The following is a 20417-nucleotide window of genomic DNA, read 5'->3' as shown; positions in this document are numbered from 1 at the left end:
ACGAGCGTTCGACAGTCTCCGAGCGGAGGATTACGCCCTTTAGCACCCGCGGTGTCGGCCACAGTATGCCGATTCGACCGCCGACGGAAGACGACCTCCGCGCGCTCGGTGACTCGCTGTTTCTCGATCTCACCGACGAGGAACTCGAGTTCTTCGCCGAGATGGCCGAGCAACGAGCCGAAGCCTACGAGACGGTTCGCTCGTACGACCCCGTCTCGCGTCTCGGCGGAAGCGAACGCCGCGAGCGCAGTGCCGGCGTTCGCGTTCCCGACGAAGATAATCCACACAACGCGTGGGTGAGCCGCTGTTACGTGGCCGGCGACGACGGCGGCGAACTGGACGGGATGGAGATCGCTGTCAAGGACAACGTCTGCGTCGCCGGCGTCGAGCTGACCTGCGGCTCGCAGGTCGTCGAGGGCTACGTCCCAGACGTCGACGCGACCATCGTTACCCGGCTACTGGAGGCCGGCGCGGACATCACCGGCAAGGCGAACATGGACGACTTCGCCATGACGACGACGGGCCACAGCGCCTTCGGGACGATCACGAACCCCCACGACGACGACCACCTCGCGGGGGGCTCGAGCGGCGGGAGCGCCGTCGTCGTCGCGACGGGCGAGGCTGACGCCGCGATCGGTTCGGATCAGGGCGGGAGCGTCCGGATTCCGGCCGCACTCTGTGGTGTGGTGGGTCACAAGCCGACCTACGGACTGGTTCCCTACACGGGCTGTATCGGACTCGCACACGCGATCGATCATCCCGGGCCGATGGCGTCGGACGTCGAGACCGCCGCGCGAATGCTCTCGGTGATCGCGGGCAGCAACGAACGCGACCTGCGAGCCGCGAGCCCCGTCCCGGTCGAGCCCTACCACGAGAAGCTCGACGGCGACGCGACCGACCTCTCGATCGGGCTGCTCCGGGAGGGGTTCGACCATCCCGACGCGGACGAGGGCGTCCTCGAGCGAGTCCACGGCGCCCTCGAGACGCTCGAGGAGCGGGGCGCGAGCCTCGAGGACGTCTCCGAACCGATGCACCGCGACGCCGAAGACATCCACACCGTCTGTACGGCGGAGGGCCTGCTCGACGCGATGATCGGGGAGGGGCTCGGCCACGGCTGGAAGGGCTGGTACAACACCTCCTGGATCGAGTTCTTCGGCTCGGCGCGGCGGGTACAGGCCGACGACTTCCCGGCCCCGCTCAAACTCTCCCTGCTCGTCGGCGCCTACGCGAACGAGACGTACCACTCGCGGTACTACGCCGACGGGATGAACCTCGTCGTCGAACTCACCGAGCGCTACGACGCGCTCCTGGAGGACCGCGACTTGCTGGCGATGCCGACGACGCTGCGGACCGCGCCCGAACACGAGCCCGAGTTGGATCAGTACGATCGGCTGCGAGCGGAGAAAGTTCCCGCCAACACGACCGCGTTCAACCGGACCGGCCATCCCGCGATCAGCGTTCCCGTCGGCGAGGTCGACGGGCTTCCCGTCGGGCTGATGTTCGTCGGCTCGCGGTTCGACGACGCGACGGTTCTCGACGCGGCGGCAACGCTCGAGTCGGCGCTCGCGGGTGAAGAATCGGGCTCGTAGCGACGCTCGAGTCTTCGACGATCGACGCGTGATTACTCGTCTGAGTCGCTCGAGTCCGCGACCATCGACGCGAAGTTCTCGATGACACGAGTCGCGTTCACGTCCTCGAAACCGTGGTCGTCCTCCTTCCAGTCGAAATCGGCCGCGAGTCGGTCGCGCAGGTCAGCGGTGAACTCGGGGTGGAACTGGACGGTCCACAGCGGGGCCGTCCGGTGGCGCGTCGCGAACGCGTGGTAGTAGTCGGCCGAAGCAATGACCTCCATCTCGTCACCGACCTCGGTAACGACGTCGCCGTGCGTGACGGGGACGACGGACGAGACGTCGTCGAAGAGCGGGTCGTCGGCGAGGTCGGCGTCGACCGGCCGCGCGGTCGTTCCGACGTGTTCGACGGTCCCGCCGAGCGCCGCGTTGGCGATCTGGTGGCCGAAACAGACCCCGAGCGTCGGAATCTCGCGGTCGATCAGTTCGCGGACGAGCCGCTGCTGGTCGGCGATCCACGGCCGTTCGTCGACCTCGTAGACCCCGGCCGTACTCCCCGTGAGGACGACGCCGTCCGCGCGCTCGAGGTCCGGACGCTCGCCAGCAGGGTAATCGATCTCTCGGGTGCTGGGGGCAGCGCTCGAGACGAATCCCGCGAGCGCGTCGCAGTGGTACTCGGCGTCGGGGTCGACCTCGCTTCGAACGACGACGATCGTCGGCGATTCCATTGGTGGGCGTTGGGTCGAGTCGAAAATAGCAGTGTCGGTCGATCGGTGTATCCGGGGACCCGTTCGAGGCGAGAACCGGGCCTTCGAGTTGGACGTTCGAGACTGGACGCGTTTCAGAACCGGGTCACTCCTCCGGTTCCTCGATGAGCCGCGCGATGTTCACGAACGTGTCGAACTTCGGGGGTGCACCCTGAATCTGGACGGTCCCCTGCTCTCGATCGTACTGGATGAATTCGACCTCGGCGGCCCGCGGAAGGTGCGTGTGCGTCAGCTCGAGAGCGATGTTTTCGAACGCGTCCGCCGACCGATCCGGCCGCGTTGGATCGTCCTCCCACTCGTCGATCCGCTCGACGAGTTCCCTGATGGCCACCGGCCCGTCTCGCTGATCGAGGTAGTACAGCGCGTACCGTCGGCGCTTGTCCTCGAGTAACTTGAACACGGTACCTACGTTCACCATGACCGAGAGTAGCACTGCGTGGGTTTATGTTCGGAGGACCGTTTCCCACGGAGCTGTCACGTCAGGAACGGATTACGGGCGAGACAGGGGATATTACCGGAGCGAGACGGGGGCAGCATCGCCGGAGACGGATGAATAATAGACGTTCGGTACACCGATTACGGATCGATCCTGCCGGACAAAGCCCGGCGCGCGATCGCTCTCGTCCGCTGGATTGGTCAGTCGCTCACACCAGCCACCCGACCGGCTACGTCGGACTCGAGCCCGAGTGCCCGCTGCGAAGCAGTTTGAGGAGACCCTGTGCGGCCAGGCCGACGACCATCCACTTCCAGGCGAGGACGGCGACGCCGAGCAACAAGAGCGCGCGAGTTCGCCGACCATCGCTGAACGCCTTCTTCGCCTCCGAAAGCACCGAGACGACCGTCAGTGACCGCGTCGCTGTCGAGCCGAGGAGTTTCTTGAGTACCATACCTGTCCTTGGGGATCCGACTGGATAACGAGCGCCCCGGAGCGCGCAAGCGTGTCGATCGGTGAGTTCAGTCGCCCGATCACTCCGGATCGAAGCCGCCGACGAGGTACTCGAGTGCGAACAGTGCGATCGCACCGAGAGCCGCCCAGCCGAAGGTCAGCGCGATCGTCTCCGTCGTCCAGGCGTGCGTCTCGCCGATGTTGTGTAACGGAGCCGGCACCGAGCCGGCGATGAGACTCACCAGGAAGACGAGCGTCAGTTCGCGCTGACGGGCCAGCGCCGCGCGGACGACGCGAGCGATCGTCACGAGGCCGACGAGGCCACCGGCGACGAACAGTGCGACGGTCGTCCCCGGACCGACGGCGGCCCCGATCGACCCCCCGGTGACGAGCTCACCGAGCGCGCGAACGAACGCGCTCAGTTCCGAGGAGAGGAAGACGTACTGCCCGAGCAGGATCAGGATCAGCGAGCCGGAGATCCCTGGCAGGATCATCGCGCTAATCGCGATCGCGCCGGCGACGAAGATCACGGCGCGGCCCCCGCCGGGCAACTGGACGACGTCGGCGGCGACCAGCAAGGCGAGCGTCACGCCCGCGATCGCGACGCCGACGTGTTTCGACGACGACCACTCGAGGCTCCGGCCGAGGGCGATCGCCGAGGCAGCGATCAGCCCGGTGAAAAAGCCGAAGAGGGCGACCGGATGGGAGTCCGCGAGTGACGAGACGGTCCCGGCGATGAGCACGACCGAAGTAACCATCCCGATACCCAGCGGGATCAGGAACTGGAGATCCATCTCGACGAGGGCCTCCCGCGCTCGAGGCCGTCGGTCGGACCGGTATCCCCTGAGGACGGCGGCGGCTCGACGAGGCGTGAGTGCGGTGACGGCGGCGATCAGTCGTCCGTAGAACCCGAGGAGGAGCGCGACGGTGCCGCCGGAGACACCGGGGAGTGCGTCCGCCGCACCCATACAGAGCCCGTAGCCGTAGATCCGGAGCAGTTCGAGGCGGTCGAGGGAGAGATCGGTTCGGTCGTATTCCATAGGTTCACTCGTAGCGTCCCGGACTCGCGTTCCGCAGCGACTCCGCTGGTCGCCACCGATCCGAGCCTGTTCGATCGGGTCGCCGGTTCGTCTGCATACGTAGTCGGTCGCCACCCGGCCGTATAAAAGTGCAACGACACCATCAGCCGCTGTAGCGGCCACGAGAAATCGTTTCGGTTGTTCCTCCTGGTAGCAACTCCCACAGACGACGTCGAGTGCCAGGTATGGTGCGCCACGCGACTCTGCCGAGTCTCGACCACCGGGCGGGAACTTTTTCTCGCTCCGGTTTGATACGCTGCTCACGAAGCTATGGACCTCGAGTCGATCCCGGGCGTGGGCGAAAAGACGGCTCGGGCGCTCGACGCGCTCGAGGAACCCGAGCGCGCGCTGCGAAGCGGCGACGTCGCGACGATCGCGACCGCGCCGGGGATCACCCAGGGTCGGGCCGCGCGAATCGCGCGCGGCGCGATCCGGCAGGAACACGACGATCCCGGCGGCTTCCTCGCGACCGATCGCGCGCGCGAGGTCTACCGGAACGTCCTCGCGTTGCTCCAGGCGCGAACCGTCACCGACTACGCCGCCCAGCGACTCGAGACGATCTACCCCAGTCCCCGCCGATCCCGTATCGAGGAGGTACAGGCGTTCGCGAGCGACGCCGTCGAGCGCGACTTCGACGACGACGTGCTCGAGGCCCTCGACGGCGTGGAGCCGCTCCGACAGCCCGGCGACGTCCGGGTCCGTGAGCGCTGTCTGGCGACCACCGACGCCGAGCGCTACTCGGAAGCGCGAGAGGCGATCCCGGAGCTCTCCGTCGAGGTCGTCGAGGACGCACAGGGGCTGGCCGAACTCGCGCGAGGCTACTCGACGGTGTTCGCGCTCGACGAGTCCTTCGCCGGCGTCACCGTCGAGGGCGACGTGCAGGTTCGGCCGGACGCGCTCGAGAACCCCGCGGAGGTCGTCCCCGAGCGGCCGCTGGCCTTCTTCGCGCGCAATCGCGACCGACTGCAGGCCGCCGTCGAGGTTCATCAGGCAGCCGGCCTCGAGCCGGCCTGTGACCTCGAAGCACTCGAGGACGGCCTCTCGCGGCTCGACGAGGACGGCACCGTCGCGGGCGACGACGAACTCGACCGACTGACGACGGCGGTCGACGATCTCGACGCGGCGGCGAGCGCGGCCGAGAGCGTGGCCAACGACCACCTCAGACAGGCAATCCGCGAACAGGACGTGACGATCGAGGGGGCGGACCTCCTCTCGCTGGTCGAGCGCGGCGCGGGCGTCGACTCCCTGCTTTCGCGAGAGTTGGCGGACGAGTACGCCGCAGCCGTCGAGGCGGCTCGAGACCACCTCGTCGACGCGATCGATCTCGATCAAGGCGAGGCTGAGATCGCCCGCCGAGCGTTCAGCGACGAGCCGACGTTTCCGGTCGAGCGCGACGAGGCCGTCGTCTCGAGACTCCGCGAGGAGCTGACGGCGGCGAAGGAACGACGCGCCGGTCGACTCAAGCGCGACCTCGCGGCCGATCTCGCCGACCAGCGCGAAGATGCCCGACAGCTGGTTCGGGACGCCCTCGAGCTGGACGTCGAGCTGGCGATCGCCCGATTCTCGCGCGAGTTCGAGTGTACGATGCCCGAGTTCGTTGCCGAAGACGCTTCCCGCAGCGATTCCGACGACGCAGTCGGTTTCGCCATCGAGGGCGGCCGATCACCGCTGCTCGACGAGCCGCTCGAGGCCATCGACCCCGTCGACTACGAGGTGTCTGGCGTGGCCTTGCTCTCCGGCGTCAACAGCGGCGGGAAGACGTCGACGCTGGACCTGGTCGCGAGCGTCGTCGTGCTGGCCCACATGGGCCTGCCCGTTCCCGCCGAACGAGTGCGGCTGCGGCGGTTCGACGACCTCCACTACCACGCGAAGACCCAGGGGACGCTCGACGCGGGCGCGTTCGAGTCGACGGTGCGAGAGTTCGCCGACCTCGCAACGGGCGGCGAGGGCTCGCTCGTGCTGGTCGACGAACTCGAGAGTATCACCGAACCCGGCGCGTCCGCGAAGATCATCGCGGGCATCCTGGAGGCGCTCTCCGACAACGGCGCGACCGCCGTCTTCGTCTCCCACCTGGCCGGCGAAATCCGCGAGATGGCCGATTTCGCGGTGACGATCGACGGGATCGAGGCCGTCGGACTGGTGGACGGCGAACTCGAGGTGAACCGGTCCCCGGTCAAAGACCACCTCGCGCGGTCGACGCCGGAGCTGATCGTCGAGAAGCTGGCGAACGAAGCCGGCGAACCGGTGGCGGCCAACGGCGGAGAGCCGTCGGCCGGCGACCCCGAACCCGTCTTCTACGACCGGCTGCTCGAGAAGTTCGACTGAGTCGGCGGAGTCGGCAACGGCGTCTCTGAGACGGGCGGCGATTGCCGACTCGAGACCCCTTTTGGAACCCCCGCTCGTGGACCGAATCATGGACCTCGCGATCACGAACACGCTCGCGTTCACGATGGCGGACGAGCGACTCGGCGTACTCGAGGACGCGACGGTCGCCGTCGACGGCGGCGAGATCGCCTTCGTCGGCCCCTCGAGCGAGTTCGACGGCGACGCCGATCGAACGATCGACGGCTCGGGCCGAGTGACGATGCCGGGACTGGTGAACTGCCACGCACACACCGACCTCACCCTCCTCCGCGGCGGCGCCCAGGACGTCCCCGAGATCGAGTGGATGAACCGCTCGCTCGGGCCGCTTTCGGACGCGATGATCGCCGAGGACCGGGTCGCCGGCGCTCGGCTGGGGGTCCTCGAGGCCCTCCGATCGGGGGTGACGACCGTCGGGGAGTACGCGACGAACGTCGGCGAACTCGTCGAGAACGCCCACGAGCCGCTGGGCGTCCGCGTCGTCGCCGCCGAGACGATCAACGCGGTCGGCGACGATGCGAGCGATCTCGGCCCGGACGAGCCGTATCCGCTCGAGGAGGAACGAGGACGGAACGCGCTCGAGCGCAACGAGGCGCTGTTCGACGCCTACGCCGATCACGAGCGGGTTTCGTGTCTGTACGGCCCGCAAGCGCTGGATATGGTTCCGTCGGCGCTCCTCGTGGAGATCCGCGACCGGGCCGCGAAACGGGATCGCGGAATCCACATGCACGTCGCACAGGGCGAGCGCGAACGCCGCCAGATCGAGGCGCGCTACGGCGCGGGCGAGACGACCGTCGGGGTGCTCGAGGAGCTCGGACTCGTCTCCGAGCGGCTGTTGGCGGCCCACCTGCACGGCGCGACGGCCGACGAACGCGAGCGACTCGCCGCGGCGGGGGTCAGGATGGTCGCGAACCCGAGTTCGATCGCGGCCATCGACGGCGTCACGCCGCCGATCGTCGAGTACCGCGAACACGACGGAATCGCCGGCGTCGGCACCGATCAAGCGCCGGGGCCGGGCGGCCACGATTTCCTCCGAGAGCTTCGGACGACGGCGCTGCTCGCGAAGACCGAGCGCAGGGATCCGACGGCGTTTCCGGCCTGGGCGGCCCTTCGCGTCGCGACGATCGAGGGAGCCCGCGCGCTCGGTGTCGACGATCGAGTCGGCTCGCTCGAGGCGGGCAAACGAGCCGATCTCGTCGTCTTCGATCTCGACCACCCCTCGACGGCACCGACTGTCTCGCGGCCCCTGCACACCGCGGTACCGAACCTCGTCTACGGCGCGAACGCCGGCGTCGTTGACTCGGTGATCGTAGAGGGTGACGTCGTCCTCGACGGCGGCGACGTCGTCACGGCCGACGAGGACGCCATTCTCGAGGCCGCGAACGACCGCGCGGCGGCCGTCTTCGATCGAGCGGCGGACGCGTGGCGACGCGCCGACTCGAGGCTCGTCGAACGCGTCGAGACGGGCTGGCTCTGAGGGGAGCAAACACTCGCAGGTGCGGACCGCAAATCGCACCAGGGGATCTGTACTATGCAAGTGTAATACCTACCACCGTCCGCGGCCGATGCTATGCTATGCCCTATCAATTCGACTGTTCGGAGGGGAGCTGCCAGTTTATGATCCGTTCGAGCAGCGGCGACGAGGTGGAACGGCTGGTCCGAGCGCACGTCCGGATGACCCACGGCGGCCGGATCGATTCGGCGGATCTCGAGCGCGGCATGGAACGGATCGAACTGACGTAAACTACCCCACCCTACTCCCTCGGCGCTACGCGCCTCGGTCCTTGAGGGTAGCGTGGGACTTCCGTCCCACGGACCATGCGAACGGGCCTGCGGCCCGTGAGCAGATGGGACTTTGATGTGGACTCCCGGCAATCAGTCACCAGCCAATTGCTGGTGACTCTTCCCATTCAACATCCCACCATTTATACGCACGTCTACTGGTGCGTCTCCGCCCCCCGACGTAGGCGAGGAACGGAGTCTGTGTATTCGCTTCCGAGCATACCGCGTCCCGATGTTCTTCGCGGCGTTGTAGTCCGCGTTCACTTCGTATCCGCACTTCTGGCAACAGAAGTGCTCTCCGTGGCGGTTGTCATCGTGCGTGAACCCGCAGTCCGTCCGAGAACAGCGTTGGGACGTGTAGTTCGGCTCGACTTGTTCCACGGAGATGCCCTTCTCAGGTGCCTTGTAGGAGACGTACTCGTAGAGGCGTCGAAACGCCCATATGTGGTGCCACTTCGCCTGCGGAAGACGCTCTCGAATGTCGGTCAACTCCTCGAACACGATAACGTCGCAGTCATGTTCAACGGCTTCCGTGACGAGTTCGTTGGCGACGGTGTGAATGTACTGTTTCCGCCATGCTTCTTCACGCTTCCCGAGTCGAAGCAAGACGTTGTGTGCGGCCTGCGTGCCGCGTTGTTGCATCTCTCCACGTCGCTTCTCGAACTCGCGGCACCAGTGGTCGTAGTCGTCTCCCTGCCAGAACGTGCCGGTCGAGGAGACGGCGAGACTGTTAACGCCGAGGTCGATACCGAGGACCGTTTGGTGCTCGGCATCTTCCGAAACCTCAGACGACTTACCGTCTCCATCGGAGTCGTACTTCCGAGTGGTGATGTGGAAGTAGAACTCGTCGTTCACTGCGTCGTACTGGAGCGTACTCGCTCGGAACTCAAACTCCTCGGACAGCACGTACCGCTCATATGGTGTGGGGCTGTCCGAGGGAAGTTCAAAGTCGCACTCGACACGCCCGTTGACAGTCGAGAGTGAGACTTTGTTCCGGTAGAATGTGGCGCTCCGTTTGTCGTAAAGCATACTCCACGACGTGAACTCCGGCCGGCTCACTCGTTTTCCTTGTTTCCACCGTTCGACGCATCCGTTAACGGCGTGGACAGCACGTCGGATGGCTTCTTGAACGAGGTTCGCGGTGAGGTCGGTTTCCTCGCGGAGTTCGTCGTAAAGAGCGTCTCGTGCGGTCGTGTTGACCGTGACGCACTCGGTGTAGGATTCGTCGGACCAACAGAACTCGGCGGCACGGTTGGCGCAATGAAGGAACTGCCGGGCGGATTCGTGGAGGTCGTCGCGTCGCTCGTCGGGAACGACGAGCTTGACGGGCGCGGTACGCCGAACCCCCATATTTCAGATGGGGTTCTGATGGTTATTAAACATTCGGGCGTTGGGCGGTCGCAGTATGTCGGTTGTGACGTACCATGTCGGTTTCTACTCACGGGCCGCAGGCCCGTTCGCTCCTTGAGGCCGGAGGCTCCACCTCAAAAATGCCGAAACGGCAGGCTATGAACGTTCGAATCGGTACAGCCCCGAGAAGGGCTGTCTCGGTCACATAGGCGCGGGATAACGGTTTGGAGAGTGTGGATCGTTCCTCGAAGAGGGACGAGCTTGAACATTATCCCGCTAACAGTGCCATTACGCCAGTGGTTGTTAAGTATTTTCGCTAGATCTAGAGAACACCTGTTATTTACCGGTTTATTTGTAGACGAGTGTCTCTCGAGTTTGCGGTGCGATAGCTCGCCACGAACGGGTAATTCGACAGTACGCCACACACGTCCAGTGCCCCCTGACGCGCCGCTTTCGGTTCGCTGCGAAGAACTAAGTAGCTACGAGAGCGTGGTGAAAGTGATGGTGGATGACCCCGACGGGGGGATGTTGTCGTGGGACGAGTCCGTGTTCAAGAACGAACACGTCTTCGAAATCGACTACGTTCCCGAGACGTTCAAGCACCGCGAGGGCCAGACCCAGAGCCTGACGTACGCGTTGCGTCCGGCAGTTCGAGGGTCGCGGCCGCTGAACGTCGTGGTCCGCGGACCGCCCGGAACTGGCAAGACCACGTCCATTCAGAAACTGTTCGACGAGGTCGGCGCCCAGACCAGCGACGTCCGGACGATTCGCGTCAACTGTCAGGTCAACGCGACGCGCTACTCGGTGTTCTCGAGGCTGTTCGAGGGGACGTTCGACTACGAACCGCCCTCCTCGGGCATCTCCTTCAAGAAGCTGTTCGGTCAGATCGCCGAGAAACTCGTCGAGGAGGACAAGGTGCTCGTCGTCGCCTTGGACGACGTCAACTACCTCTTCTACGAGAACGAGGCCTCCGACACGCTGTACTCGCTGCTCCGCGCTCACGAGGAGTATCCGGGCGCGAAAATCGGCGTCGTCGTCGTCTCCTCCGATCCCGCACTGGACGTCATCGACGAACTCGACTCGCGAGTCCAGAGCGTCTTTCGGCCCGAAGACGTCTACTTCCAGGTGTACGACCAGCCGGAGATCGTCGACATCCTCTCCGAACGCGTTACACGCGGCTTCCACGACGGCGTCATCTCCCGAGAGACGTTAGAGCACGTCGCCGATCTCACCGCCGACAGCGGCGATCTCCGGGTCGGCATCGACCTGCTCCGACGGGCCGGGCTGAACGCCGAGATGCGCGCCAGTCGTACCGTCGAGATGGAGGACGTCGAAGACGCCTACGAGAAATCGAAGTACATCAACCTCTCCCGAAGCCTCTCCGGACTGACGGACACCGAACAGGCCTTGCTCGAGGTGATCGCCCACAACGACGGCGATCAGGCCGGCGACGTCTACGAGGCGTTCCGCGACCGGACCGACCTCGGCTACACGCGCTACTCCGAGATCGTCAACAAACTCGATCAGTTGGGGCTGATCGACGCCGACTACGCCGACGTCGACGGCCGCGGGCGTTCGCGGTCGCTCTCGCTATCCTACGAGAAAGAGGCGGTGCTGGATCGCCTCGAGTGAGCCGACACCGTTTCTAAACGCCCCAGATGAGAACGATACCGATCGTCGTCACGACCGCCAGCAGGAGCTGTAGCGGTCCGCCGACTTTGAGGAAGTCGGTGAATTTGTACCCGCCCGGGCCGTAGACCATCAGATTCGTCTGATAGCCGACCGGCGTCATGAACGAGGTCGCGGAGGCGAACATCACCACCAGGAGAAACGAGAACGGCGCTGCGCCGAGGCTCCCGGCCGCGTCGACCGCCACGGGGAGCATCAGTACGACCGTCGCGACGGGAGTGATGACGTTCGCGAGGAGTCCCGTCACGATGGAAAACAGTAACAGGACCGCGACGAGCGGGAGGAATGCGGCAGTCGAAACCAGCGCGGTGGCGATGATCTGGGAGCCGCCGGTCGCTTCGAGGGCGGCGCCGAGGGGAATCACGCCCGCGAGCAAGAACACGATGTTCCACGAGACGGCGTCGTACGCGTCGGTGGTCGACAGACAGCCGGTGACGATCATGAGGAAGACGCCGGCGAACGCAGCGATAGCGATGGAAACGAGACCGAGCGCGGCGGTGGCGACCACGCCGGCCATGATTCCGAGCGCGATCGGCGTCTTCGGCGACAGCGGCGCGACGTCGTCGATCCCGTCCTCGAGCAGGCGGTCGACGGCGTCATCGTCGACGACGACGAGATCGCCGGTTTCGGTCGTGTGTTCGATCGTTCCGGGAACCGTCTGGACCAGGAGGAGGTCGCCGGCCCGGAGTTGGACCTCGCCGAGATCGGTCCGGAGCAACTCGCCGTCGCGACGGATCGCCAGCACGGTCGTCCGATAGAACTCGCGGAGACGCGTCTCGGAGATCGTCTTCCCGACGAACGACGACTCCGGCGGAACGATCGCTTTGGCGAGCACTCCCTCGTCCCCGGACTCGTCGAACGTCTCTTCGGTGACCGGCTTTCGGGGGAGTTGGTGGACGCCCTGGTTCCCGACGAAACGGTTGACCGCCTGCAGCGTGCCGTGGACCGCGAGCACGTCGCCTTTCCGGATTCGTCGGTCCGTTTCGATCGGGACGAACGCCTCCTCGTTCCGGTGGGGTCGCTCGACGGTGGCGTCAGTTTCGGCTCGCAGTTCGACGCTCTCGTTGTGTCGGTGCTGCCGGTCGCGCGCCGTTTCGCCGAGGCGCGCGGTGTCGTCCTTCGGCGTCGCGTCGTCGTCATCGTACTGGAGCACGTGCTCGTTCTTCTCGGGTCGCACGTCACGGCCCCCGTTCCGACGGACCTGCAGGATGCGAACGTCGGCTTCGGTTCGCTCCTCGAGTTCGTCGACCGTGAGCCCGACCGGTTCCGAATCCGCACCGACGCGGACGTGAGCGAGGTGGTCCTCGAGGTCGAACTCCTCGACGAGGTCCGCGTCGACCGGGATCCGTGCGGGCGTCAGCCACCGGCCGACGGTCATGAGGTAGCAGAGGCCGACGGCCAGAATCACGACGCCGAGGAGAGTGAATTCGAACATGCCGATGGGCCCCCGACCGAGCAGGTCGACGGCGAACTCGCTGGCGAGCAGGTTCGTCGACGTGCCGACGAGCGTCAAGGTGCCGCCGAGGATCGCCGCGTACGAGAGTGGTAACAGCAGCTTCGACGGAGAGACGCCGGTCTTCTCGGCGAGGTCCGAGATCATCGGGATGAAGATCGCGACCACCGGCGTGTTATTGATGAATCCCGCGATCGGCCCCGTCGTCGCGACCGTCGCCGCCAGCGCGCGCGTTTCGTCCCCGTTCGTAAACGCCGCGAGCGAGAGGCCAAGTCGCTGGACGAGGCCCGTCCGCTGGATGCCCGCACTGAGCATGTACATCGCGACGATCGTGACCGTCGCCGTGTTAGCAAAGCCCGAGATCGCCTCCCGGTGGCCGACGCCGGTCAACGGCTCGAGGACGGCCAGCGCGACGATGATCCCGATCGCCGTCACGTCGTTCGGTATGAGTTCCGAGACGAACAACACGAGCGCGACGGCGATGAGTCCGAACACCACCAGCGCACCTGCGGGAACGTCCGCACCGATCATCATTCGCGCTCCGGAAGACGGCTATCAGTCATTCGTGGTGTATGTCTGCCGTCGGTAAATCTATGTTTCGGGTGCGTATTCTCGGCTGCGCCGATCGAACATGTGTGGTCCGAGGCGTCGTCGAGCGACTCGAAGAACTCGAGTTCGAAGCGGCGGTTCCGGAGCCGGGGCCGGGCGCGCGGAGCTGATACTGTCGCTTCCGTCGGTTCAGTTGCGGAAAACGAGACGAAGCTGTGCAGTCGGACGGGCGCAGATCACTGCTCTCAAATCAGCGCTGGGAACTGCGGAGGATCAGCGGCCCGATCGCGAGCGTTCGCTTCGCGGCGGTCGCGATCCGCAACACGTACGCGGTGAGGAGGAAAAACGGGACGAGCGTGATCGTAAAGCCGACCGCGACGATCCACAGCACGTTCTCGACACCGGCGGTCGTGCCCGGAGCCGTGGACGCGTCGACGAACGTGAACACCGATCCGGCGACCAGCAGCGCCGGAATCGCCGCGTAGAGGATGAGCCGCGAGAGGTCGATCAGCTCCCACTGGAAGTACAGCGTCTTGACGTGCTCGCGGGCCGGTCCGAACATCACGAGTGCCGTCCGGAGTTCGTCGATGGCGTCCCGATGGTTGTCGTCCAGCGCGTCTTCGTAGTCGTCCTCCAAGCGCTCGAGCTGAAAGATCTTCCAGGAGTAGTTGTAGTCGAGCGCCGCGTTCAGGACCTCGAAGGTGCCGAACTGCGCGCCGTCGAGCTGATCGCGAACGGTGTCGGCGTTGCCGACCAGGCTCTCGGTGAACTCGTCGACCTCGTCGGCCAGCTCCGGATCGTCGACGCCGTCGATCGACGACTGAAACCCCTCCGCTCGCGACTCGGTAGCGTTGATCAGGTTTCGCAACAGCGCCGACGGATCCGCCGGCGACGGCTTCCCGACGAGATCGGTGACGTGATCCCGGAAGTCCATCGTCTCACTCATGCGGCGGTGTTGCTCCCCGAGCGGGCCGTTCTCCTCCGAGATGATGAGCTGGCTGATCGTGACGACCAGCGTGACGCCGGTGATGAGCGCCCCGATCATCGCCGAAAACAGCGTCTCGATCACGCCGCGCTCTTCGAGCAGTACGGAAAGCGGGGGCTCGAGCTGCGAGCCGACGCCGACGAAGAGGGCGAAGAAGACGACCGAGAGCACGACGGTCACGATCGTCCGGTTCGCGCCGAGCAGCAACCAGAGCTTGAGCCGACTCTCGTCGGCCCGCTCGCGCATGGTGTCCTGCGTACCGACCTCGTCACTCATCGGTAGCGCTCCCGGGTCGTTTGAAGACGAGGTACTTCGTCCCGCCGCCAGTGTACTCGATGGTCGACACCAGTTCCCAGCCGTCGGCGCCCAACTCGTTCAACTCCTTCGAGGGGTCGACGGCCTCCTCCATCGTCGGCCCGCGCGGCGGTTCGATGACCGTGTACTCCCACGACGAACCGGCTGCGTGACTCATGGACGGATCCTCTACGGAGCGATGCAAAAGGGTCGTGCGGTGATACGCCGGGCTGAGGGGGTCTTCGCGCCTCGAGTCGTCCGGCATCGAACACGCTCGAGTCGGCTGTCGGCGGGTCGTCGCCGCAGATCAGGCCTGATCGATCGTCTCGCGGTAGTCCTCGGTCGTCTCGATGGCCGACTCGACTTTGTCCTTGGTGTTCCCATCGGCCTGCTGGCTGACCTGTCGAAGCGTGTTGAGTCGCTCGTCGAGGATGGCGTGGTCGGGTGCCGTATCGCTCATCGTGTAGTCGGCGAAGGCCTCGGCCGTTTCACGGATGTCGTCGCGGACGTCGTCGTCTGCGGATTTGGCCGCTTCCTCGAGATCGTCGCGCGCCTGCTGGAGTTGTTCTGTCATACGTCCGGCCACCACGAGACGACGCATAACGATTGGGCGAGCATTGGCCACGTGCGGGTTTCGCGGAGACGGATCGTGAGCCACATGCGAGCGCGTAAAGTGCCTCGAACCCCTGACTCCGACAATGAGTGAGACTCGAGGCCCCCTCCAGCCGGACCGTCCCGACGTGGACCGACCGTTCGAGGTCGACGCGCCGTTCGACCCCGCGGGCGACCAGCCCGAGGCGATCGAGCAGTTAGCCGCGGGCTTCAAGTCGGGGATGGACAAACAGACCCTGCTCGGGGTGACCGGATCGGGGAAGACGAACACCGTTTCGTGGGTGATGGAGGAGGTCCAGAAGCCGACGCTCGTCATCGCCCACAACAAGACGCTGGCTGCCCAACTGTACGAGGAGTTTCGAAATCTCTTCCCCGAAAACGCCGTCGAGTACTTCGTCTCCTACTACGACTACTACCAGCCCGAGGCCTACGTCGAGCAGAGCGACACCTACATCGACAAGGACGCCTCGATCAACGACGAGATCGACCGCCTGCGCCACTCCGCGACCCGATCGCTCCTGACGCGCGAGGACGTGATCGTCGTCGCCTCGGTCTCCGCGATTTACGGCCTCGGTGACCCGCGAAACTACATCGACATGTCGCTGCGACTCGAGGTCGGCGAGGAGGTCGGCCGCGACGAGTTGCTCAAGCGGCTGGTCGACCTGAACTACGAGCGCAACGACGTCGACTTCACGCAGGGCACCTTCCGCGTTCGGGGCGACACCGTCGAGATCTACCCGATGTACGGCCGCTACGCCGTTCGCGTCGAACTCTGGGGCGACGAGATCGATCGGATGGTCAAGGTCGACCCCCTCGAGGGCAAGACCCAGGGCGACCAGCAGGCCGTCCTGATCCACCCCGCGGAGCACTACTCCATTCCCGAGACGAAACTCGAGAACGCGATGGACGAGATCCGGGACGACCTCGATAGACGGATCTCGTACTTCGAACGCGCGGGCGACATGATCTCGGCCCAGCGCATCGACGAGCGAACCACGTTCGACCTCGAGATGATGCAGGAGACGGGCTACTGTTCGGGCATCGAGAACTACTCGCTGTACCTCTCGGATCGGGAGTCGGGGGAGGCCCCCTACACCCTGCTCGACTACTTCCCGGACGACTTCCTGACCGTGGTCGACGAATCCCACGTCACGCTGCCGCAGGTCCGCGGCCAGTACGCCGGCGACAAGTCCCGGAAAGACTCGCTGGTCGAGAACGGCTTTCGGCTCCCCACGGCGTACGACAATCGCCCCCTCACGTTCGAGGAGTTCCAGGAGAAGACCGACCAGACGCTGTACGTCTCGGCGACGCCGGGCGACTACGAGCGCGAGGAGAGCGAACAGATCGTCGAACAGATCGTTCGGCCAACCCATCTCGTCGATCCCGCAATCGAAGTCGCGGACGCCACCGGACAGGTCGACGACCTCATGGACCGCATCGACGACCGGATCGAGCGCGACGAGCGAACCCTCGTGACGACGCTCACGAAGCGGATGGCCGAGGATCTGACCGAGTATCTCGAGGAGTCCGGCGTCGACGTCGCGTACATGCACGACGAGACGGACACCCTGGAGCGCCACGAGATCATCCGCTCCCTTCGATTAGGCGAGATCGACGTGCTCGTCGGGATCAACCTCCTTCGGGAGGGGCTGGACATCCCCGAGGTGAGCCTCGTGGCGATCCTCGACGCCGACCAGGAGGGATTCCTCCGAAGCGAAACCACGCTCGTCCAGACGATGGGCCGGGCGGCTCGAAACGTCAACGGCGAAGTCGTCCTCTACGCCGACGAGCCATCGAACGCGATGGAATCAGCCATCGAGGAGACCCAACGCCGCCGCGAGATTCAGCGCGAGTACAACGATGAACACGACCTCGAGCCGACGACCATCGAAAAAGACGTCAGCGAGGCGAACTTGCCGGGGAGCAAGACCGACACCTCGAGCGTCTCCGGCAAGGACCTCGCGGACGAAAACGAGGCCGCCCGCTACGTCGAAGAACTCGAGGATCGGATGGAAGAGGCCGCGGGCAACCTCGAGTTCGAGTTGGCGGCTGATATCCGAGACCGGATCCGGGAGGTTCGGGAAGAGTTCGAACTCGAGGGCGGCGACGAGGGAATCGCGCCGCCGTCCGAAGAGTTCTGAGTGGGGCGGTTTGAGACGGTCTCGAGTCCGGGACGAGTGCGCGCGGACCGGTCCCGGTTCTAGCTTATTGTAACAATCTGAAATTACTGGTGTGGATTATGTATATCTTTAATGGTGGTTTTGGAATGCGTTCTTAATATCTATTCTTATTGGATAGATATCAAAATTGTATTTTTATCTTTTATATGAATATTTAAATACCGATCATTGAATCGTGGGGCATGGGGGACACCAGACAGGAATTGGTTGCAATATGCTTCGCCGTACTCATGGCGACCTCGATGATCGCCATGCCTGCACTCGCGACTGGTCCGAGTGCGACCACGGTGAACGACCGATCAAACGGATTACTCGGCCAGGCCGACGGTCCACCAGGTCACGGTGACGGACCACCGGGACAAAACGGCGGTGGCCCGCCTGGGAACGGTGACGGACCGCCTGGACACGATCGGGGCGACGCGAACGTGACGGTGACAGAACTCGAGTCGAACACGTCGATCGAGGCAGTAGTGAACGCGACCGAACGGCTCGGAGACCTCGATCTCGAGGACGAGGCTGCGTCGACGGCCGCAAACGAGACCGTCGCCGCGATCAACGCCTCGCTGCAGGAGTATCGGCAGTTCGAGTACGCCGACTCACGAGAATCGTTCGAGCAGTTCGCCGAGGCCCAGCGATCGCTCGCAGACCTTTCAGACGCCGTCGACGAGGACGACGAAGCGATCGTCGACGAGATCAGTCGCGAACTGTACACGGCGAGCGATCGGAGCGCCCGACTCACCGTGGTCGACGCCAAGACCGTCGTCGCCGCAAACGAAGACGAGTTCCGCAATCCCGGCCAGCGACAGTCGGCCGAGAGCGCGCTCGGGAATTCGATTGACGCACTCGAGCGAGCCGACGACACCGGCGGAACGGACGCTGAGCCGGCCGATCGCGCGGAAGCGCTGACCCACCTCGAGAACGCTTGGAAACACGGCGAGCGGGCGCTCGATAGAGTCGAGAAAAACACCGAGCCGACCCTCTCGGTTTCGCAGGAACGGGCCTTCGAGCGCGACGGCACGATCCTCGTTCCGCTCAGGGCGACTCTCAATGACGTCCGTCCATACGCCTACGACGAGGTCGAGGTCACGATCGACGGCGATGGCGAGGCCGACGGCCTCTCGTTGATCGCTGGCGAGTCGGCTGGTTCGACCGCGAGCGGAGTGACATTCGTCGACATCGGTGCGGATCCCGCGAACGTCAACGCCACGGTGACCGCAACGGCGACACACGACGCCGATCGAACGGTCGAGGCGACGGCGGAGATTCAAGTCGACGAAGACGCCGTCATCTGGGATCGACCCGGCCCCGACGAGTACCAGGAGGTCGAGGTCTCGAACGAATCCGCCGGTGTCGCCGCCGAGGTGGCTGGTGACGGCCTTCACGAGACCGACATCTCGGTGATCGACGAGACGCCGGCAACCGACGACGCGTACCGCGCCGGACCGATGGTTCGCATCGAGAGCCAGCAGGAGTTCGACGAGGCGACCGTCGAAATTCCGATCGACGGTGCCGACCTCGAGCGGGACGGAAACCTCTCCGTCGTGACGTGGGATCCCCACAGCGAGGAGCCCTGGACGGCCGTAGAGACCGAAATCGATCGTGACGCCGGCATCGCGACCGCCGATGTCGACCACTTCTCCTTTTTTTCGGTGTTCTGGATCGACGACTGGGAGGACCAGACGAGCGACACGATCACGCTCGATGGGAACGAAACCGACGGTGACGTCGGTAATGGGGACAGTATCGAGAAAGCGGACTTCGCGTTCGTGATCGACGTCAGCGGTTCGATGAGCGGCGACCGGATCCACTACGCCCGGGAAGCCGCCCAGCGGTTCGTCGGCGCGTTTGAGGACGACGAACGCGGCGCGCTCGTAGAATTCGAGTCCTCGTCCAGGCTGGTCGAGCAACTGACCACCGATCACGACAAACTAAACAGCAGCATCGAGTCACTCTCCGTCGGCGGTGGGACCAACACCGGTGCCGGCCTGCAAGACGGAATCGACGAACTCGAGGCCAACAACTGGGACAACCGCTCGAAGACGATCATCCTGCTCGCTGATGGCGGGACAAACCGCGGCTCCGATCCGGTCGGTATCGCGAGCGAGGCCGCCGAAACGGGCATCGACATCAGTACGATCGGACTCGGGAGCGGTATCGACGAGGACGAACTCCGCGCGATCGCCGGCGAGGCGAACGGTGACTTCTATCACGTCGAAAACTCCGAGGACCTGCCGGACACCTTCGAACGCGTTGCCGAGAACGAAACCGGCGTCGGCCTGACCGACACGAACGGCGACGGCATTCCGGATCTCGTCGCCGAGATGGACCTCTCGATGCCGACCGGCGAACCCGGCGTCGTCGGTGAACCGTCGATCTGGATCCGATCGCCCTCGATACCAGCGGCGACGGCATTCGTGACAACGAGACGGTCGATATCAACTATCGCGTCCACGAGGAAAACAACGAAACGAAACTGACTGCACAGGTCACCTACGCCGAGTCACATCCTGCGCGGATCGATACCACCGGCGACGGACTGACCGATGCCGAGCAACAGGAGGACGGCTGGGAGATCGCCTACACGGACTCGCGGGCCGACTCGCTGGAGGTACTCGGCGAACTCGAGGACGCCGACGACCTCAACGATCTCGATGCCGTAGACGAACTCTTCGAGACGACACGCGTTCACGCGAACCCGCTCCTCAACGACACCAGCGGTGACGGGCTATCGGATCGCGAGGAGGTCGAGGAACTGGGAACGGATCCGGAAGCGACCGACACGACCGGTGACGGCGTTCCGGACGCCGACGCGGCGGACCCGACGCTGTTCGATATCAGTTCGCCGGAGGTGACCGTTACCTA

The 20417-nt window shown here is 64.9% G+C and carries 17 protein-coding genes; 7 read left to right on the top strand and 10 right to left on the bottom strand.

Annotation, left to right across the window (positions count from 1 at the left end; genetic code table 11):
- Window positions 1–65 precede the first annotated feature (65 nt).
- On the top strand, window positions 66–1589 hold the full coding sequence (locus BLT08_RS21245; RefSeq protein ID WP_090312078.1) for an amidase: 1524 nt from the start codon (window positions 66–68) through the stop codon (window positions 1587–1589).
- 32 nt (window positions 1590–1621) lie between these two features.
- Here BLT08_RS21245 and BLT08_RS21240 read toward each other — a convergent pair whose 3' ends face one another.
- From BLT08_RS21240 to BLT08_RS21225, 4 genes are all read right to left on the bottom strand, one after another.
- Entirely contained in the window at window positions 1622–2296 is a 675-nt protein-coding gene (locus tag BLT08_RS21240; RefSeq protein ID WP_090312076.1) for a type 1 glutamine amidotransferase, read from the bottom strand.
- Between the two features lie 124 nt (window positions 2297–2420).
- The gene (locus BLT08_RS21235) at window positions 2421–2753 is read right to left on the bottom strand and encodes a DUF7344 domain-containing protein (protein WP_090312074.1); all 333 of its coding nucleotides are present in this window, start codon (window positions 2751–2753) and stop codon (window positions 2421–2423) included.
- 247 nt (window positions 2754–3000) lie between these two features.
- Complete coding sequence (locus BLT08_RS21230) at window positions 3001–3222, bottom strand: hypothetical protein (protein ID WP_090312072.1); 222 nt, start codon at window positions 3220–3222, stop codon at window positions 3001–3003.
- A gap of 79 nt (window positions 3223–3301) precedes the next feature.
- On the bottom strand, window positions 3302–4261 hold the full coding sequence (locus BLT08_RS21225) for a DUF368 domain-containing protein (protein WP_090312071.1): 960 nt from the start codon (window positions 4259–4261) through the stop codon (window positions 3302–3304).
- Between the two features lie 309 nt (window positions 4262–4570).
- Between BLT08_RS21225 and BLT08_RS21220 the strand changes: the two genes are divergently transcribed.
- The 3 genes from BLT08_RS21220 (at window position 4571) to BLT08_RS21210 (ending at window position 8404) form a co-directional block, all read left to right on the top strand.
- On the top strand, window positions 4571–6625 hold the full coding sequence (locus tag BLT08_RS21220) for a MutS-related protein (RefSeq protein WP_090312069.1): 2055 nt from the start codon (window positions 4571–4573) through the stop codon (window positions 6623–6625).
- Between the two features lie 88 nt (window positions 6626–6713).
- Window positions 6714–8138, top strand: a complete 1425-nt coding sequence (locus BLT08_RS21215) for an amidohydrolase family protein (RefSeq protein WP_090312067.1) — start codon at window positions 6714–6716, stop codon at window positions 8136–8138.
- A 98-nt stretch (window positions 8139–8236) separates the two neighbouring features.
- On the top strand, window positions 8237–8404 hold the full coding sequence (locus BLT08_RS21210; protein WP_090312065.1) for a DUF1059 domain-containing protein: 168 nt from the start codon (window positions 8237–8239) through the stop codon (window positions 8402–8404).
- A gap of 132 nt (window positions 8405–8536) precedes the next feature.
- On the opposite strand, the gene BLT08_RS21205 is transcribed toward BLT08_RS21210, so the two are convergent.
- Window positions 8537–9793 (bottom strand): RNA-guided endonuclease InsQ/TnpB family protein, encoded by a 1257-nt coding sequence (locus BLT08_RS21205; RefSeq protein WP_090312063.1) that lies wholly within the window; start codon window positions 9791–9793, stop codon window positions 8537–8539.
- A gap of 501 nt (window positions 9794–10294) precedes the next feature.
- On the opposite strand from BLT08_RS21205, the gene BLT08_RS21200 reads away from it, so the two are divergent.
- Window positions 10295–11425, top strand: coding sequence for an ORC1-type DNA replication protein (locus tag BLT08_RS21200; protein ID WP_090312061.1), 1131 nt, complete (start codon window positions 10295–10297; stop codon window positions 11423–11425).
- A 13-nt stretch (window positions 11426–11438) separates the two neighbouring features.
- On the opposite strand, the gene BLT08_RS21195 is transcribed toward BLT08_RS21200, so the two are convergent.
- The 4 genes from BLT08_RS21195 to BLT08_RS21180 form a co-directional block, all read right to left on the bottom strand.
- Window positions 11439–13466 (bottom strand): SLC13 family permease, encoded by a 2028-nt coding sequence (locus BLT08_RS21195; protein WP_090312172.1) that lies wholly within the window; start codon window positions 13464–13466, stop codon window positions 11439–11441.
- Window positions 13467–13734: 268 nt separating this feature from the next.
- Window positions 13735–14745 (bottom strand): DUF7972 family membrane protein, encoded by a 1011-nt coding sequence (locus tag BLT08_RS21190; RefSeq protein ID WP_090312059.1) that lies wholly within the window; start codon window positions 14743–14745, stop codon window positions 13735–13737.
- Window positions 14738–14941 (bottom strand): Sp36 family protein, encoded by a 204-nt coding sequence (locus tag BLT08_RS21185; protein WP_090312057.1) that lies wholly within the window; start codon window positions 14939–14941, stop codon window positions 14738–14740. The genes BLT08_RS21190 and BLT08_RS21185 overlap by 8 nt, the downstream gene beginning before the upstream one ends.
- A gap of 129 nt (window positions 14942–15070) precedes the next feature.
- Window positions 15071–15337 (bottom strand): DUF7553 family protein, encoded by a 267-nt coding sequence (locus BLT08_RS21180; protein ID WP_090312055.1) that lies wholly within the window; start codon window positions 15335–15337, stop codon window positions 15071–15073.
- A 124-nt stretch (window positions 15338–15461) separates the two neighbouring features.
- On the opposite strand from BLT08_RS21180, the gene uvrB reads away from it, so the two are divergent.
- Together uvrB and BLT08_RS21170 are read left to right on the top strand one after the other, a co-directional pair.
- Window positions 15462–17516: an excinuclease ABC subunit UvrB gene (gene uvrB, locus BLT08_RS21175; protein WP_090312047.1), complete on the top strand. Its 2055-nt coding sequence runs from the start codon at window positions 15462–15464 to the stop codon at window positions 17514–17516.
- A gap of 221 nt (window positions 17517–17737) precedes the next feature.
- Window positions 17738–20032, top strand: coding sequence for a vWA domain-containing protein (locus tag BLT08_RS21170; RefSeq protein WP_090312045.1), 2295 nt, complete (start codon window positions 17738–17740; stop codon window positions 20030–20032).
- A gap of 23 nt (window positions 20033–20055) precedes the next feature.
- Here BLT08_RS21170 and BLT08_RS21165 read toward each other — a convergent pair whose 3' ends face one another.
- Window positions 20056–20244, bottom strand: a complete 189-nt coding sequence (locus BLT08_RS21165; RefSeq protein ID WP_090312043.1) for a hypothetical protein — start codon at window positions 20242–20244, stop codon at window positions 20056–20058.
- Between the last annotated feature and the right edge of the window lie 173 nt (window positions 20245–20417).

Source organism: Natronorubrum texcoconense, from assembly GCF_900100335.1.
In the GTDB taxonomy this organism is placed as follows: Archaea; Halobacteriota; Halobacteria; order Halobacteriales; family Natrialbaceae; genus Natronorubrum; species Natronorubrum texcoconense.
Note: the sequence above shows the minus strand (reverse complement) of the source record. Positions and strands in the feature narration are given on the sequence as shown.

Bases quoted from the DNA above. Each gene is read 5' to 3' on its own strand.
- BLT08_RS21235 (WP_090312074.1), bottom strand. From the start codon at position 2,753: ATGGTGAACGTAGGTACCGTGTTCAAGTTACTCGAGGACAAGCGCCGA.
- BLT08_RS21230 (WP_090312072.1), bottom strand. From the start codon at position 3,222: ATGGTACTCAAGAAACTCCTCGGCTCGACAGCGACGCGGTCACTGACG.
- BLT08_RS21185 (WP_090312057.1), bottom strand. From the start codon at position 14,941: ATGAGTCACGCAGCCGGTTCGTCGTGGGAGTACACGGTCATCGAACCG.
- BLT08_RS21180 (WP_090312055.1), bottom strand. From the start codon at position 15,337: ATGACAGAACAACTCCAGCAGGCGCGCGACGATCTCGAGGAAGCGGCC.
- BLT08_RS21225 (WP_090312071.1), bottom strand. From the start codon at position 4,261: ATGGAATACGACCGAACCGATCTCTCCCTCGACCGCCTCGAACTGCTC.
- BLT08_RS21220 (WP_090312069.1), top strand. From the start codon at position 4,571: ATGGACCTCGAGTCGATCCCGGGCGTGGGCGAAAAGACGGCTCGGGCG.
- BLT08_RS21200 (WP_090312061.1), top strand. From the start codon at position 10,295: ATGGTGGATGACCCCGACGGGGGGATGTTGTCGTGGGACGAGTCCGTG.
- BLT08_RS21170 (WP_090312045.1), top strand. From the start codon at position 17,738: ATGGGGGACACCAGACAGGAATTGGTTGCAATATGCTTCGCCGTACTC.
- BLT08_RS21205 (WP_090312063.1), bottom strand. From the start codon at position 9,793: ATGGGGGTTCGGCGTACCGCGCCCGTCAAGCTCGTCGTTCCCGACGAG.
- BLT08_RS21190 (WP_090312059.1), bottom strand. From the start codon at position 14,745: ATGAGTGACGAGGTCGGTACGCAGGACACCATGCGCGAGCGGGCCGAC.
- uvrB (WP_090312047.1), top strand. From the start codon at position 15,462: ATGAGTGAGACTCGAGGCCCCCTCCAGCCGGACCGTCCCGACGTGGAC.
- BLT08_RS21195 (WP_090312172.1), bottom strand. From the start codon at position 13,466: ATGATCGGTGCGGACGTTCCCGCAGGTGCGCTGGTGGTGTTCGGACTC.
- BLT08_RS21210 (WP_090312065.1), top strand. From the start codon at position 8,237: ATGCCCTATCAATTCGACTGTTCGGAGGGGAGCTGCCAGTTTATGATC.
- BLT08_RS21240 (WP_090312076.1), bottom strand. From the start codon at position 2,296: ATGGAATCGCCGACGATCGTCGTCGTTCGAAGCGAGGTCGACCCCGAC.
- BLT08_RS21215 (WP_090312067.1), top strand. From the start codon at position 6,714: ATGGACCTCGCGATCACGAACACGCTCGCGTTCACGATGGCGGACGAG.
- BLT08_RS21245 (WP_090312078.1), top strand. From the start codon at position 66: ATGCCGATTCGACCGCCGACGGAAGACGACCTCCGCGCGCTCGGTGAC.